Origin of the sequence: Streptomyces sp. NPDC016562 (assembly GCF_043076955.1) — a bacterium.
Taxonomy (GTDB): domain Bacteria; phylum Actinomycetota; class Actinomycetes; order Streptomycetales; family Streptomycetaceae; genus Streptomyces.
On the sequence record NZ_JBIBRZ010000007.1, the window covers coordinates 117695 to 132035 of the forward strand.

General features: G+C 71.9%; 16 protein-coding genes and 1 pseudogene. 15 read left to right on the top strand and 2 right to left on the bottom strand.

All coding sequences use genetic code 11. From position 1 onward, the window contains the following. Nucleotides 1-177 precede the first annotated feature (177 nt). Nucleotides 178-1347 (bottom strand): annotated as a pseudogene (locus ACF059_RS26030) (RNA-guided endonuclease InsQ/TnpB family protein); the annotation flags it as partial. A 163-nt stretch (nt 1348-1510) separates the two neighbouring features. Here ACF059_RS26030 and hisH point away from each other — a divergent pair. The 4 genes from hisH to hisF are packed head-to-tail and all read left to right on the top strand — an operon-like array spanning nt 1511 to nt 4036. Beyond that, nucleotides 1511-2170: an imidazole glycerol phosphate synthase subunit HisH gene (gene hisH, locus ACF059_RS26035; RefSeq protein WP_392061426.1), complete on the top strand. Its 660-nt coding sequence runs from the start codon at nt 1511-1513 to the stop codon at nt 2168-2170. After that, nucleotides 2170-2898, top strand: a complete 729-nt coding sequence (priA, locus tag ACF059_RS26040; RefSeq protein ID WP_366868584.1) for a bifunctional 1-(5-phosphoribosyl)-5-((5-phosphoribosylamino)methylideneamino)imidazole-4-carboxamide isomerase/phosphoribosylanthranilate isomerase PriA — start codon at nt 2170-2172, stop codon at nt 2896-2898. Before hisH ends, priA begins: the two co-directional genes overlap by 1 nt. Then, nucleotides 2895-3284 (top strand): RidA family protein, encoded by a 390-nt coding sequence (locus ACF059_RS26045; protein WP_366868585.1) that lies wholly within the window; start codon nt 2895-2897, stop codon nt 3282-3284. Before priA ends, ACF059_RS26045 begins: the two co-directional genes overlap by 4 nt. Beyond that, nucleotides 3281-4036 (top strand): imidazole glycerol phosphate synthase subunit HisF, encoded by a 756-nt coding sequence (hisF, locus tag ACF059_RS26050; RefSeq protein WP_392061430.1) that lies wholly within the window; start codon nt 3281-3283, stop codon nt 4034-4036. Before ACF059_RS26045 ends, hisF begins: the two co-directional genes overlap by 4 nt. 480 nt (nt 4037-4516) lie before the next feature. On the opposite strand, the gene ACF059_RS26055 is transcribed toward hisF, so the two are convergent. Then, nucleotides 4517-5149 carry a TIGR03085 family metal-binding protein gene (locus tag ACF059_RS26055; protein ID WP_361948790.1) on the bottom strand — a complete coding sequence of 211 codons (633 nt, stop codon included), beginning with the start codon at nt 5147-5149 and terminating at the stop codon, nt 4517-4519. Between the two features lie 92 nt (nt 5150-5241). On the opposite strand from ACF059_RS26055, the gene hisI reads away from it, so the two are divergent. The 11 genes from hisI to lgt all read left to right on the top strand — a co-directional run bounded on the left by hisI (nt 5242) and on the right by lgt (nt 14317). Further along, complete coding sequence (gene hisI, locus ACF059_RS26060) at nt 5242-5610, top strand: phosphoribosyl-AMP cyclohydrolase (RefSeq protein ID WP_360890584.1); 369 nt, start codon at nt 5242-5244, stop codon at nt 5608-5610. 15 nt (nt 5611-5625) lie between these two features. Beyond that, the gene (locus ACF059_RS26065) at nt 5626-7116 is read left to right on the top strand and encodes an anthranilate synthase component I (RefSeq protein ID WP_392061433.1); all 1491 of its coding nucleotides are present in this window, start codon (nt 5626-5628) and stop codon (nt 7114-7116) included. Between the two features lie 14 nt (nt 7117-7130). Next, nucleotides 7131-7796 carry a TIGR02234 family membrane protein gene (locus tag ACF059_RS26070; protein ID WP_392061436.1) on the top strand — a complete coding sequence of 222 codons (666 nt, stop codon included), beginning with the start codon at nt 7131-7133 and terminating at the stop codon, nt 7794-7796. A gap of 116 nt (nt 7797-7912) precedes the next feature. Beyond that, nucleotides 7913-8164: an HGxxPAAW family protein gene (locus tag ACF059_RS26075; protein ID WP_392061439.1), complete on the top strand. Its 252-nt coding sequence runs from the start codon at nt 7913-7915 to the stop codon at nt 8162-8164. A 75-nt stretch (nt 8165-8239) separates the two neighbouring features. Continuing rightward, nucleotides 8240-8734, top strand: coding sequence for a DUF2752 domain-containing protein (locus tag ACF059_RS26080; RefSeq protein ID WP_392061441.1), 495 nt, complete (start codon nt 8240-8242; stop codon nt 8732-8734). A gap of 171 nt (nt 8735-8905) precedes the next feature. Further along, nucleotides 8906-9715, top strand: a complete 810-nt coding sequence (trpC, locus tag ACF059_RS26085; RefSeq protein ID WP_030707250.1) for an indole-3-glycerol phosphate synthase TrpC — start codon at nt 8906-8908, stop codon at nt 9713-9715. A gap of 8 nt (nt 9716-9723) precedes the next feature. Further along, a complete protein-coding gene (gene trpM / locus ACF059_RS26090; RefSeq protein ID WP_392061444.1) occupies nt 9724-9948 on the top strand; it encodes a tryptophan biosynthesis modulator TrpM in 225 nt (74 codons plus the stop codon). Between the two features lie 195 nt (nt 9949-10143). Next, nucleotides 10144-11415, top strand: coding sequence for a tryptophan synthase subunit beta (trpB, locus tag ACF059_RS26095; RefSeq protein ID WP_392061446.1), 1272 nt, complete (start codon nt 10144-10146; stop codon nt 11413-11415). Further along, nucleotides 11412-12251, top strand: a complete 840-nt coding sequence (trpA, locus tag ACF059_RS26100; protein ID WP_392061449.1) for a tryptophan synthase subunit alpha — start codon at nt 11412-11414, stop codon at nt 12249-12251. The genes trpB and trpA overlap by 4 nt, the downstream gene beginning before the upstream one ends. Nucleotides 12252-12361: 110 nt before the next feature. Beyond that, nucleotides 12362-13261, top strand: coding sequence for a DsbA family protein (locus ACF059_RS26105; RefSeq protein ID WP_392061452.1), 900 nt, complete (start codon nt 12362-12364; stop codon nt 13259-13261). Nucleotides 13262-13348: 87 nt separating this feature from the next. Then, on the top strand, nt 13349-14317 hold the full coding sequence (lgt, locus tag ACF059_RS26110) for a prolipoprotein diacylglyceryl transferase (RefSeq protein WP_392061455.1): 969 nt from the start codon (nt 13349-13351) through the stop codon (nt 14315-14317). Nucleotides 14318-14341 lie beyond the last annotated feature (24 nt).

The window sequence follows — 14341 nt, forward strand, 5'->3', positions numbered from 1 at the left end:
CTCGGCCTGTTCCTGGCCGGCGGCGTCTACTCCTTCCACAAGCAGCAGATGCCGAAATCGGTCATCGTCCTGCTCGCCATCGGCTCCGCGATGTGTCTGGCCGCCGGAGTCCTGCGGATCCAAGGAATCTGGGATTGACCTCCTCTCCCTAGTGGGAGGGGTTCCCACCCTCGCGGGTGGGATTTCCTGCTTCACCACGGACCGCCCCGACCGAGAGGAGGACTCCCGATGAGGTCTTACACCCGCTCCACAGGCAGCAACCGCCAGCCCGGCGGCCAGAAGATTCACCGCTGCGTTCTCGTCCCGATCGTGGGCCGTTCCGCAGTTCGCGCACGTCCACTCGCGGACGTCCAGGGCCAACTTTTCGGCCAGGGCCCCGCAGGCGGAGCACAGGCGGGTGCTGGGGAACCAGCGGTCGACGGTGATCAGATTGCGCCCGTACCAGGCCGTCTTGTATTCCAGCATGCTCCGCAGCTCACGCCAGGCTGCGCCCGCGATGGCGCGGGCAAGCGTGCGGTTCTTGAGCATGTTGCGTACGGCCAGGTCCTCGATCACGAGCGTTTGGTTTTCGCGCACGAGTCGAGTCGACAGTTTGTGCAGGTGGTCCCGGCGGCGGTCGGCGATTCGGGCGTGGATCCTCGCCACCCGGTTGCGGGCCTTGGCCCGGTTCTTGCTGCCCTTGGCTTTCCGCGACAGTGCCCGCTGGGCACGGGCCATGCACTCACGGTCCCGGCGTTCATGCCGGGGGTTGGGGATCTTCTCTCCGGTGGAGAGGGTGATCAGCGCGGTCAGTCCGACGTCGATGCCCACGACGTTGCCGGTGGCGGCCACCGGGGCGGGGGTGTCTTCACACAGCACGGACACGAACCAGCGCCCGGCACGGTCACAGGACACCGTGACCGTGGACGGTCGCGCCCCGTCGGGCAGGGGACGGGACCATGCGATGCCCAGAGGCTCCGTCATCTTCGCAAGAGTGAGCCGGCCATCGGTGTATCGGAAAGCGCTACGCGTGTATTCGGCCGAGGCGCGGGACTTCCGCTTGGACTTGAAGCGGGGGTACTTCGCCCGCTTCCCCCAGAACCTGGTGAACGCCGTCTGCAGATGCCGCAGCGCCTGCTGCAACGGCACGGAGGACACGTCGGTGAGGTAGGCCATTTCCTCGGTCCGTTTCCACACCGTGAGCAGCGCCGACGTCTGCCCGTAGCCCAGCCGCTCCCCCCGCGCCCACGCCTCGGTCCGGGCGGCAAGGGCGAGGTTGTAGACCTTCCGCACACACCCGAACGTCCGCAACAGCACGGCTGCCTGCGCATCGGTCGGATAGAAGCGGTACTTGAACGCCCGCTTCACCAGAGGAGAAGTTCCCACGCCCCGGACGCTAGGGGCGGTCACGATCCGAACACAAGTCCAGGTCACGGCATCACACAGCGGCACCGCGCTTGGGCGCGGTCCCGAGTCGCAGATGCTTTCCCCACCCGGCCGAAGCCGGGAGTTTTCAAGCAAGGAGGTTGGGATGAGCGCCGCTAGTCCCGCCAGACCGACCAAGAAGGTCGTGGTCTTCGACTACGGCTTCGGCAACGTCCGCTCCGCCGAGCGCGCCCTCGCCCGCGTCGGGGCGGACGTCGAGATCACCCGCGACTACGACAAGGCCATGGACGCCGACGGACTGCTCGTCCCCGGCGTCGGCGCCTTCTCCGCCTGCATGCAGGGCCTCAAGGACGTCCGCGGCGACTGGATCATCGGCCGTCGGCTGTCCGGCGGCCGCCCCGTCATGGGCATCTGCGTCGGCATGCAGATCCTCTTCGAGCGCGGCATCGAGCACGGCGTCGAGACCGAGGGCCTCGACGAATGGCCCGGCACCGTCGGCCCCCTCAAGGCCCCGATCGTCCCCCACATGGGCTGGAACACCGTCGAGGCCCCGGCCGACAGCCAGGCCTTCGCCGGGCTCGACGCCGACGCCCGCTTCTACTTCGTGCACTCCTACGCCGCGAAGGACTGGAGCCTGGAAGTCACCAACCCGCTGATCCGCGCCCCCAAGGTCACCTGGGCCACGCACGGCGAGCGGTTCGTCGCGGCGGTGGAGAACAGCGCCCTGTGGGCCACCCAGTTCCACCCCGAGAAGTCCGGCGACGCCGGAGCCCAGCTCCTCACCAACTGGATCGAGACCCTCTGATGCCGAAGACGCTGGAACTCCTCCCCGCCGTCGACGTCCGCGACGGACAGGCCGTCCGCCTCGTCCACGGGGTGTCCGGCAGCGAGACCTCCTACGGCTCCCCGCTGGAGGCGGCCCTCGCCTGGCAGCGCTCCGGCGCCCAGTGGCTGCACCTGGTCGACCTGGACGCCGCCTTCGGCACCGGTGACAACCGCGCCCTCGTCGCGGAGATCACCGCCGCCATGGACATCAAGGTCGAGCTCTCGGGCGGCATCCGCGACGACGCCTCGCTGGCCGCGGCCCTCGCCACCGGCTGCACCCGCGTCAACCTCGGCACCGCCGCCCTGGAAACCCCCGAATGGGCCGCCAAGGCCATCGCCGAGCACGGCGACAGGATCGCGGTCGGGCTCGACGTGCGCGGCACCACCCTCAAGGGCCGCGGCTGGACCAGCGAGGGCGGCGACCTGTACGAAACCCTCGCCCGCCTCGACTCCGAAGGCTGCGCCCGGTACGTCGTCACCGACATCGGCAAGGACGGCACGCTCACCGGCCCCAACCTGGAGCTGCTGAAGAACGTCTGCGCCGCCACCGACCGGCCCGTCGTCGCCTCCGGCGGCATCTCCAGCCTGGACGACCTGCGGGCGCTGTCGGAGCTGGTGCCGCTGGGCGTCGAAGGCGCCATCGTCGGCAAGGCCCTGTACGCCAAGGCATTCACCCTCGAAGAAGCCCTGAAGGTGGTCTCCGCATGAGCAGCCCCTCCGAAGTCCGCCGCATCTCCTCCGGCGGCCCCTACGAGGACGTCATCGGCTACTCCCGCGCCGTCCAGCTCCCCAACGGCCTCGTCCTCGTCTCCGGCTGCACCGCGGCCGACGGCGGGGGCCCGTACGACCAGGCGATCACCGCCTTCGGCGTCGCCTTCAAGGCCCTCGCCCAGGCCGGTCTGGGACCGGAGCACGTGGTCCGCACCCGCATGTACCTCACGCACGCCCGCGACGTGGACGACGTGGGCCGCGCCCACAAGGAGCTGTTCGACGCGGTGCGCCCCGCCGCATCGATGATCATCGTCTCCGGCTTCGTCGACCCCAGCATGGTCGTCGAGGTCGAGGTCGAGGCGTACAAGGGGGACGCGGCATGACCCTCGCCGTACGCGTGATCCCCTGCCTGGACGTGGACAACGGCCGGGTCGTCAAGGGCGTCAACTTCCAGAACCTGCGCGACGCCGGCGACCCGGTGGAGATGGCCAAGCTGTACGACGCCGAGGGCGCCGACGAGCTGACCTTCCTCGACATCACCGCGTCCTCCGGGAACCGCGAGACCACCTACGACGTGGTGCGCAGGACCGCCGAGCAGGTCTTCATCCCGCTCACGGTCGGCGGCGGTGTCCGCACCGCGGACGACGTCGACAAGCTGCTGCGTGCGGGAGCGGACAAGGTGGGCGTGAACACGGCCGCCATCGCCCGCCCCGAGCTCATCCAGGAGATCGCGGAGCGCTTCGGCCGCCAGGTCCTCGTCCTGTCGGTGGACGCGCGGCGCACCGAGTCGGGCTCCTTCGAGGTCACCACTCACGGCGGCCGCCGGGGCACCGGCATCGACGCCGTCGAGTGGGCGCACCGGGCGGCGGAGCTGGGCGCGGGCGAGATCCTGCTCAACTCGATGGACGCGGACGGCACGAAGGACGGCTACGACACCGAGATGATCGCGGCCGTACGCAAGCACGTCTCGGTCCCGGTGATCGCCTCGGGTGGGGCGGGGCGGCTGGAGCACTTCCCTCCGGCCATTGCCGCGGGGGCGGATGCGGTGCTGGCGGCGTCGGTGTTCCACTTCGGCGATCTTCGGATCGCGGAGGTCAAGGCCGCGCTGCGCTCGGCGGGTCATCCCGTGCGCTGATCCCCGGGTGCGGCCCGGTGGCCGCGCCTCAATCGCCGGCGGGGCTGGATTTGTGCGGCCTGGTCGGCCAGGACGGGTGGCTTCGGGGTGGGGCGGTGCCCCTGCGGGGGCTCTCCTCGGCTTGCGAACCCTGGCGGGATCGAGAAGTGGCGGGGCGTTTGGTTCGCCGCGCCTGCGGGGAGCCCCCGCAGTGTCCCCGCCCCACGGCCCCTGCACGGATCAGCCCCGGCGGGGTGCGGGGAAGGCGGCCCCCGCGGCCCCTGCGTGGGTCGGCCTGGGTGGGGGTGCGGGGACGGCGGGGGGTGTCCCCGCAGGCGCGGCGAACCAAACGCCCCGTACTGCTTGATCCTGCCAAGGTTCGCAAGCCGAGGAGACACCCCCCGGCGGCCCCGTGCCCCCACCCCGCACTCCGACCCCGCCAGGGGACACAAACCAGCCCCGCCGGCGATTGAGGCGGCGGCCACCGGGCCGCACCCGGGCTCAGATGCCCAGCTCCGCCGTCGTCAGTTTGGCGACGGCCTCCTTGTCGCCGTCGAGGGTCACCGCCGCCGCGTCCTGCCGGCCGAAGCAGAACAGCGTCAGCTCGCCCGGCTCGCCGGTCACCGTCACCACCGGCGCACCCTTGTGCGCCACCGCCGTCTGCCCGTTCGGGCGGCGCAGCACCAGGCCCACCGGCGAGCGGCGCCCGGTCAGCCGGGCCAGCTTCTCCAGGCGGGACCACAGCGAGTTCGAGAACACCGGGTCCAGCTCCCGCGGGGACCAGTCCGGCTGGGCCCGGCGCACGTCCTCCGCGTGGACGAAGAACTCGACCGCGTTCGCGGCCTCGTCGATCTGCTTCAGCGAGTACACCGACATCCGCGGCGGACCCGTCCGGATCAGCTGGATCAGTTCCTCGTACGGCTTGGCCGCGTACTCGGCCATCGCCTGGTCCAGGCGGGCCTTCAGGACGTTGAGCAGGAGGCCGCCCGCCGCGTCCGGCCGACGCTCCCGCACCACCACGTGCGCGGCCAGGTCCCGGCACGTCCAGCCGTCGCACAGAGTGGGGGCCTCCGGGCCGGCCGCCTCCAACAGGTCGGCCAGCAGGAGGCGTTCACGCTTCGCATGGGTAGACATGCCAGCCAGCGTACGCGCCGGGGCCCGCCGGGCGCCCGCCCAGCAGGCGGACAGGGGCCATCGTGCCGCTCCGCGCCCGGCACAATGGCCCCATGAGTACGTCCCCCCGCCCCGGCACCCTCGATCCCGCCGTCGCCGCGCGCCTCAAGCGCTCCGCCGACGGACTGGTCCCGGCCATCGCCCAGCAGTACGACACCGGCGAGGTGCTCATGCTCGGCTGGATGGACGACGAGGCCCTGCACCGCACCCTGACCACCGGCCGCTGCACGTACTGGTCCCGCAGCCGCCAGGAGTACTGGGTGAAGGGGGACACCTCCGGCCACTTCCAGCACGTGAAGTCCGTCGCCCTCGACTGCGACGGCGACACCGTGCTCGTCCAGGTCGACCAGGTCGGAGCCGCCTGCCACACGGGCGCCCGTACCTGCTTCGACGAGGATGTCCTTCTCCGCGCCGCAGACTAGGTAGGGTCCCGAGCCATGGATCTTGAGACGTTCCGCAAGCTCGCGGCCGACCGCCGCGTGATCCCCGTGAGCCGCAAGCTGCTGGCCGACGGGGACACCCCCGTCGGGCTCTACCGCAAGCTGGCAGCCGAACGCCCCGGCACCTTCCTGCTGGAGTCCGCCGAGAACGGCCGTTCCTGGTCCCGGTACTCGTTCGTCGGCGTCCGCAGCGACGCGACGCTGACCGCCCGGGACGGCGAGGCCCACTGGATCGGCACCCCGCCCGTCGGCGTCCCCACGAGCGGCGACCCCCTCGACGCCCTGCGCGTCACCATCGAGGCCCTGCACACGCCCCGGGACCTCGCGGGGGGCATGCCGCCCTTCACCGGCGGCATGGTGGGCTACCTCGGCTACGACATCGTGCGCCGCCTGGAGCGCATCGGCGAGCACACCGCCGACGACCTGCGGCTGCCCGAGCTGACCATGCTGCTCACCTCCGACCTGGCGGTCCTGGACCACTGGGACGGCACGGTCCTGCTCATCGCCAACGCCATCAACCACAACGACCTGGACACCGGGGTCGACGAGGCGTACGCGGACGCCGTCGCACGCCTGGACGCCATGGAGGCCGACCTCGCGCGGCCCGCCCCCTACACCCCGGCCCCGCTGCCCGTCTCCGAGCTGCCCGCGTTCTCGGCGCTGTGGGGCGGCGAGAAGTACCAGGCCGCGGTCGAGGACATCAAGGAGCGGATCCGGGCCGGCGAGGCCTTCCAGGTGGTGCCCTCGCAGCGGTTCGAGACCCCCTGCACGGCCTCCGCGCTGGACGTGTACCGGGTGCTGCGGGCCACGAACCCGTCCCCGTACATGTACCTCTTCCGCTTCGAGAACGGCTTCGACGTGGTCGGCTCCAGCCCCGAGGCGCTGGTCAAGGTCGAGGACGGGCGGGCCATGGTCCACCCCATCGCGGGCACCCGCCACCGCGGCGCCACCCCGCAGGAGGACCACGACCTCGCCGAGGAGCTGATGGCCGACCCCAAGGAGCGCGCCGAGCACCTGATGCTCGTCGACCTGGGCCGCAACGACCTCGGCCGGGTCTGCGAGCCGGGCTCCGTCGAAGTCGTCGACTTCATGTCCGTCGAGCGGTACTCGCACGTCATGCACATCGTCTCCACCGTCACCGGGCGGGTCGCCGAGGGCAAGACCGCCTTCGACGTCCTCACCGCCTGCTTCCCGGCGGGCACCCTCTCCGGCGCCCCCAAGCCGCGCGCCATGCAGATCATCGAGGAGCTGGAGCCCTCCCGCCGAGGCCTCTACGGCGGCTGCGTCGGCTACCTGGACTTCGCCGGGGACTCGGACACGGCCATCGCCATCCGCACCGCGCTGCTGCGCGACGGCACGGCGTACGTGCAGGCCGGCGCGGGGGTCGTCGCCGACTCGGTGCCCGAGCTGGAGGACAACGAGTGCCGCAACAAGGCCGCGGCGGTGCTGCGCGCGGTCGGAGCGGCGAACCGCCTCAACGGCTCGTGAGGGCGTAGGGGATAGTGGGGTGCGTGAGTGCCGTACCCCCGCCCCCGTCCGACGCCGCCTCCGACGCCGCCTCCGAGCCCGACGAGGCTCCCGACAGCCGTAGCGGCCGCCGCAGCGTGGCCGTCGCGCTGCTGCTCGGCGCGCTCGGCGCGACCGTCGTCCTGCTCGCCTCCGGCCGCGTCTGGGCCCGGGGCACCACCGCCATCGGATCCGACGCCCTCCAGCTGAGCGCCGACGGCCGGGACGTCTCCGGCTTGCCCGCGGCGCTGGCCATCGTGGGCCTCGCCGCGCTGGTCGCCGTGTTCGCCGTACGCGGCAAGGGCCGGCTGCTGGTGTCGGGGCTGCTGGCCCTCAGCGGCCTGGGCGCGGCGCTGTCCGCCGTCTTCGGCCCCGACGGGCGCCGGGCCCTGGACGCGCAGGCCGCCCGCACGACCGCGGACACCGCGGCGCACGTGGCCGGCCTGACGCAGACCACGTGGCCGTACGTCACCGCCGGCGGAGCCGTCCTGATCCTGTTCGCCGGGCTGCTCGCACTGCGGTTCGGCCGGAGCTGGCCTTCGATGGGCGGCCGCTACGAGCGCGACGGCAGCCCCCGTGCGCGCAGGGCCGCGACGGTCGATCCGGACCGGCCGGAGGATCTGTGGAAGGCTTTGGACCGCGGCGAGGACCCGACCCGCTGACGGACCCCCCGTGGACGGCCGCCCCGCCCTGTGCGGGACAATGGTCACGGAGCGTCGACACAGACCGCGCTTTCCGCACCGCATCACCATCGCGACAGAGCAACGAGGAGCAACTCATGGCGGGCACGAGCCACGGACACACCCCGGCCGCCTGGACCGGTGTCGTCATCGCATTCATCGGTTTCTGCGTCTCCGGCGCCTTCATGGTGGTCGCGAACCCGCTCGGCTTCTGGGCCGGTCTGGTCGTCGTGGCGCTCGGCGGTGTGGTCGGCCTGGCGATGAAGGCCGCGGGCATGGGCGCGCCGAAGGCCCAGCACAAGGACCTCGCCGAGGTCATCGCCGCCAACAAGGTCCCCGCCAAGGTCTGAGCGGCGGCCTTTCGCTCTTCCGGGCGCATGAGGCGCGGCCGAAAGGCGCGGCCCCGTCGGGCTGCGCCTTTTGCCATGACTGGAGAGAATCAGCTGGTGGACGCCTCCCGTTCCCCCGATGTCCCGCCGCCGTCGCTCTCCCGGGTGCCCCCGGGGTCCGCGGAGCGGCCCTCCAGGGCCCGGCGGATGGCCACCCCGGCGCTCTACCTGGCCGGGGCCGCGGCCGCCTTCGCGTACGTGGGCGCCGTGGACCCCAACGAACCGGGCCACTACCCGGTCTGCCCGATGCTGCGGCTGACCGGGATCCTGTGCCCGGGCTGCGGCGGGCTGCGCAGCGCGCACGCGTTCGCCCACGGCGATCTGATCACCGCTGCCGGGGCGAACGCGCTGGCCGTCGTGGGCTACTTCGCCTTCGCCGCCTTCATGGCGCTGTGGCTGGTCCGCGCCTATCGCGACGGGCCCGTTCCCAGGATCGCCCTGCGTCGGCCGCACTGGTGGGGACTCGGCGTGCTGGCGCTGGCCTTCGTCGTGGTCCGAAATCTTTCTTTCGGGGCGGCGCTGGCGCCCTGAGCCCGTGAGCAGGCCTGATGAGGGCCCGGTTCCGGATGTCCAGTTACTGGGACGCCGTCAACCGCGTGCGGAGCGCGACGCCTCCTGCGGATACCATTTGATTGCTGACCTTGCAGGTGTACGTGTCTGCAAGGCGGCCGACCGTCATCGACCCGGAAGGGGGCCGCTCGCGTGAGTGTGCTCGACGAGATCATCGAAGGGGTCCGCGAAGACCTTGCCGAACGGCAGGCCCGCGTGAGCCTCGACGAGCTCAAGGAGCGTGCCGCCAAGGCGCCCCAGGCCAAGGACGGCGTCGCCGCTCTGCGCGGCGACAGCGTCAAGGTGATCTGCGAGGTCAAGCGCTCCAGCCCCTCCAAGGGCGCGCTGGCCGCGATCGCCGATCCGGCCGGGCTCGCCGCCGACTACGAGGCGGGCGGTGCGGCGGTCATCTCGGTCCTCACCGAGCAGCGCCGTTTCGGCGGCTCGCTGGCCGACCTGGAGGCCGTCCGCGCCCGCGTGGACATCCCGATCCTGCGCAAGGACTTCATCGTCACGGCGTACCAGCTGTGGGAGGCCCGTGCCTACGGCGCCGACCTCGTGCTGCTGATCGTCGCGGCGCTGGAGCAGGAGGCCCTCGTCTCCCTGATCGAGCGGGCCGAGTCCATCGGCCTGACCCCGCTCGTCGAGGTGCACGACGAGGAGGAAGTGGAGCGCGCGGTCGCCGCCGGCGCCAAGATCATCGGCGTCAACGCCCGCAACCTCAAGGACCTCAAGGTCGACCGCTCCACCTTCGAGCGCGTCGTCGGCGAGATCCCGGCCCACATCGTCAAGGTCGCCGAATCCGGCATCCGCGGGCCGCACGACCTGATCGCCTACGCCAACGAGGGCGCCGACGCCGTCCTCGTCGGGGAGTCCCTGGTGACCGGACGCGACCCGAAGGCGGCCGTGGCCGACCTCGTCGCGGCCGGCGCCCACCCCGCCCTGCGTCACGGGCGGAGCTGACCGCACCCATGGCCCACCCCCTGCCCTCCGTCAGCACGCAGTCCGCGCCCCCGGCAGCTCGCCGCGGCGCGGTCGGCGTGCCGGCGGCGTACGCGCCCCTGGCGCGCGGCTGCCGCCCCCGCGGCTGCCGCGCACCGGCCCGGCGGGTCCACGGGCGGCGGGTGCGGTATGTGATCGGCTCCGAGCCCGGTCAGGTCAACGGCATGCGATGGCGTCGCGGAGGCGCGCTGTAACGAGGGCCGCCGCGGCCCGGTACCCCGACGTACCGCGCCGCGCCGGGCTCCCGTACGGCCGGCGCCCCGAGCCGCCGGCTCCGGGCGCGGTCTCCTCGTACCGACACACCACCGGTCCCCGAGCGGGACGCGTGTGTCCCGTGCGAGCGGCGCAATACGGTGAACCCACTCGTCGCATCCCGTAGGAGCACCGGCATGTCCAGCCAATACTTCATCCCGGACCCGGAGGGTCACGTCCCGAACGCCGAGGGCTACTTCGGCGACTTCGGAGGCAAGTTCATCCCGGAGGCGCTCGTCGCCGCCGTGGACGAGGTCGCCGTCGAGTACGACAAGGCCAAGACCGACCCCGCCTTCGCCGCCGAGCTGAACGACCTGATGGTCAACTACACCGGCCGGCCCAGCGCCCTCACCGAGGTGCCCCGCTTCGCCGAGCACGCGGGCGGCGCGCGGATCTTCCTCAAGCGCGAGGACCTCAACCACACCGGCTCGCACAAGATCAATAACGTGCTGGGCCAGGCGCTGCTCACCAAGCGCATGGGCAAGACCCGGGTCATCGCCGAGACCGGAGCCGGCCAGCACGGCGTGGCCACCGCCACCGCCTGCGCGCTCTTCGGCCTCGACTGCACCATCTACATGGGCGAGATCGACACCCAGCGCCAGGCCCTGAACGTGGCCCGGATGCGCATGCTGGGCGCCGAGGTCATCGCCGTGAAGTCCGGCTCGCGGACCTTGAAGGACGCCATCAACGAGGCGTTCCGCGACTGGGTCGCCAACGTGGACCGCACCCACTACCTCTTCGGCACCGTCGCCGGCCCGCACCCCTTCCCGGCCATGGTCCGCGACTTCCACCGCGTCATCGGCGTCGAGGCCCGCCGCCAGATCCTGGAACGCGCCGGCCGGCTGCCCGACGCCGTCGCGGCCTGCGTCGGCGGCGGCTCCAACGCCATCGGCCTCTTCCACGCCTTCATCCCGGACGCCGACGTCCGCCTGGTCGGCTTCGAGCCCGCCGGGCACGGCGTCGAGACCGGCGAGCACGCCGCCACGCTGACCGCCGGCGAGCCCGGGATCCTGCACGGCTCGCGCTCCTACGTCCTTCAGGACGAGGAGGGCCAGATCACCGAGCCGTACTCCATCTCCGCCGGCCTGGACTACCCGGGCATCGGCCCGGAGCACTCCTACCTCAAGGACTCGGGCCGCGGCGAGTACCGCGCGATCACCGATGACGCCGCGATGCAGGCCCTGCGCCTGCTGTCCCGCACCGAGGGCATCATCCCGGCCATCGAGTCGGCGCACGCCCTCGCCGGCGCGCTGGACCTCGGCAAGGAGCTGGGCGAGGACGGCCTGCTGGTCGTCAACCTGTCCGGGCGCGGCGACAAGGACATGGACACGGCGGCCCGCTACTTCGGGCTGTACGACACCGACGGCGAAGTCGCCGACAACGGGTTCTCCGAGGGGGACGACAAGTGAGCTCCCCGCACGGACGCGGCAACATCGAGCTGCTGAGCGCCACCCTCGCCAAGGCGAAGTCCGAGGACCGCGCCGCCCTCGTCGCCTACCTCCCGGCCGGCTTCCCGACCGTCGACGGCGGCATCGAGGCGGTCAAGGCCGTCATCGCCGGCGGCGCGGACGTCGTCGAGATCGGCCTGCCCCACAGCGACCCGGTCCTCGACGGGCCCGTCATCCAGACCGCCGACGACATCGCCCTGCGCGGCGGCGTCAAGATCGCCGACGTGATCCGCACGGTCCGCGAGGCGCACGAGGCGACCGGGGCCCCGGTCCTGGTGATGACGTACTGGAACCCCATCGACCGCTACGGCGTCGAGCGGTTCACCGCCGAACTGGCCGCGGCCGGCGGCGCCGGCTGCATCCTGCCCGACCTGCCGGTGCAGGAGTCCGCGCTGTGGCGCGAGCACGCGGAGAAGCACGGTCTGGCGACCGTCTTCGTCGTGGCCCCCAGCAGCAAGGACGAGCGACTGGCCACCATCACGGAGGCCGGCTCCGGCTTCGTCTACGCCGCCTCCCTCATGGGCGTCACCGGCACCCGCGAGTCGGTCGGCAACCAGGCGCAGGACCTCGTACGGCGCACCCGCGCCACCGAGGGCGCCCGCCGCGGGCTCCCCGTCTGCGTCGGCCTGGGCGTCTCCAACGTCGAACAGGCCAGGGAGGTCGCGAGCTTCGCCGACGGGGTGATCGTCGGCTCGGCCTTCGTGAAGCTGCTCCTGGACGCGCCGGACCTGCCGGCCGGGCTGGAGGCCGTACGGGCGCTGGCGGGCGAGCTCGCGGAGGGCGTGCGCCGCAGCTGACGCGCGCGTTCGATTGAAAGTACGGATGCTTGAGCGGGTTCTGTAGCCCGATCGGGTGGAAGTGGGAGCAGGGAGGCACGCGAGTGCCTCCCTGCTTCGTTTGGCGGAACGTGAGCGAGAAGAACGACGGTGCGAACCGCGATGCGACGAAACGATCGGCCCGGGAGCGACTCCTCGTGGAGCGCGAGCGGCAGAAGACCCGGGACAAGCGCCGGCGGACCCTCATCGTGGCGGCGGCGGTGGTCGGCGTGCTCGGCCTGGCGACCGTCGTCGGCGTGATCGCGGCCAATACCGGCAAGGACTCCGGCTCCTCGAAGGCGGGCCCCGTGGTCGCCCCCTCCGGGGCCACCGGCAAGGACGCCCTCGCGATCCAGACGGGCAAGGCGGAGGCCAAGTCCACCCTGACCGTGTGGGAGGACTTCCGCTGTCCCGCCTGCAAGCAGTTCGAGGACAACTACCGCGACACCATCCACGACCTGGAGGCCAAGGGGCTGCTCAAGGTCGACTACCACCTGGTCACCCTCATCGACGGGAACATGGGCGGCAGCGGATCGCTGAAGGGCGCGAACGCGGCGGCCTGCGCGCAGGACGCCGGCAAGTTCACGGCGTACCACGACCTCCTCTTCCAGAACCAGCCGCAGGAGATCGACGACGCCTTCGGCAAGAACGCCAGGCTGCTGGAGCTGGCGGGCAAGGTGCCCGGGCTGGACACCCCCGAGTTCCGCTCGTGCGTCGAGGACGGGACGCACAACAGCTGGGTGGCCAAGTCGCACGAGGCCTTCGCCGCCGGGAAGTTCCGGGGCACGCCGACCGTGCTCCTGGACGGCAAGAACATCTTCTCCGACGAGAAGAACCCGCTGACCCCGCAGAAGCTCAGGGAACAGGTCGAGGGCGCGTCCAAGGGCTCCGGGGCCGACGCGGTGAAGGGGGCCGGGAAGTCCGCCTCGCCGTCGGGCGGGGGGTCGCGGACGGCGTCGAGGAGCGCCTCGCACTCCCCCTCGCAGCATTAAGACCGGCCGGTCAAGGTCTGGATTTGGTTTCGTCTTGCCGGGCGGGTTGCGGTCCGCACCGCCCGGCAGGGTAGCGTCATGTCTGCCATGGACATTGCTTACATCCCCAGTCCGTCGACCGGCGTGATCCATCTCGGACCGATCCCGCTTCGCGGCTACGCGTTCTGCATCATCATCGGCGTCTTCGTCGCCGTCTGGCTCGGCAACCGGCGCTGGATCGCACGCGGCGGAAGGCCGGGCACGGTCGCGGACATCGCCGTCTGGGCGGTGCCGTTCGGCCTGGTCGGCGGTCGCCTCTATCACGTGATCACCGACTACCAGCTCTACTTCGGCGAGGGCCGCGACTGGGTCGACGCCTTCAAGATCTGGGAAGGCGGCCTCGGCATCTGGGGCGCCATCGCGCTGGGCGCCGTGGGCGCCTGGATCGGCTGCCGCCTGCGCGGCATCCCGCTGCCGGCCTGGGCGGACGCCCTGGCCCCCGGCATCGCGCTGGCCCAGGCCTGCGGCCGCTGGGGCAACTGGTTCAACCAGGAGCTGTACGGCCGGGCCACCGACCTGCCGTGGGCGGTGGAGATCAGCGCCGGGCCCAACCGCGACGCGGGCACCTACCACCCGACCTTCCTGTACGAGTCGCTGTGGTGCATCGGTGTCGCGCTGCTGGTGATCTGGGCCGACCGCCGCTTCAAGCTCGGCCACGGGCGGGCCTTCGCCCTGTACGTCGCGGCGTACTGCGTCGGCCGCGGCTGGATCGAGTACATGCGGGTCGACGAGGCGCACCATGTGCTCGGCCTGCGGCTGAACGTGTGGACGTCGATCGTGGTGTTCGTGCTGGCGGTGGTGTACCTGGTCCTGTCGGCGAAGCTGCGGCCGGGCCGGGAGACGGTCGTCGAGCCGGTTGCCTCCGGCGGTGAGGGCGGTGAGGGCTCGGCTCCCGCCGACGAGTCTTCGGCTCCGGCCGAGGGGGCTGCCTCCGGTGACGAGGCTTCGGCTCCCGCCGACGGGGGTTCCGTGAAGGGGACCGTTCTCACGAAGGACGTGCCGAGCGGGGACAGCTGACCGTTCGTTTTCCGGGTGCGGCCC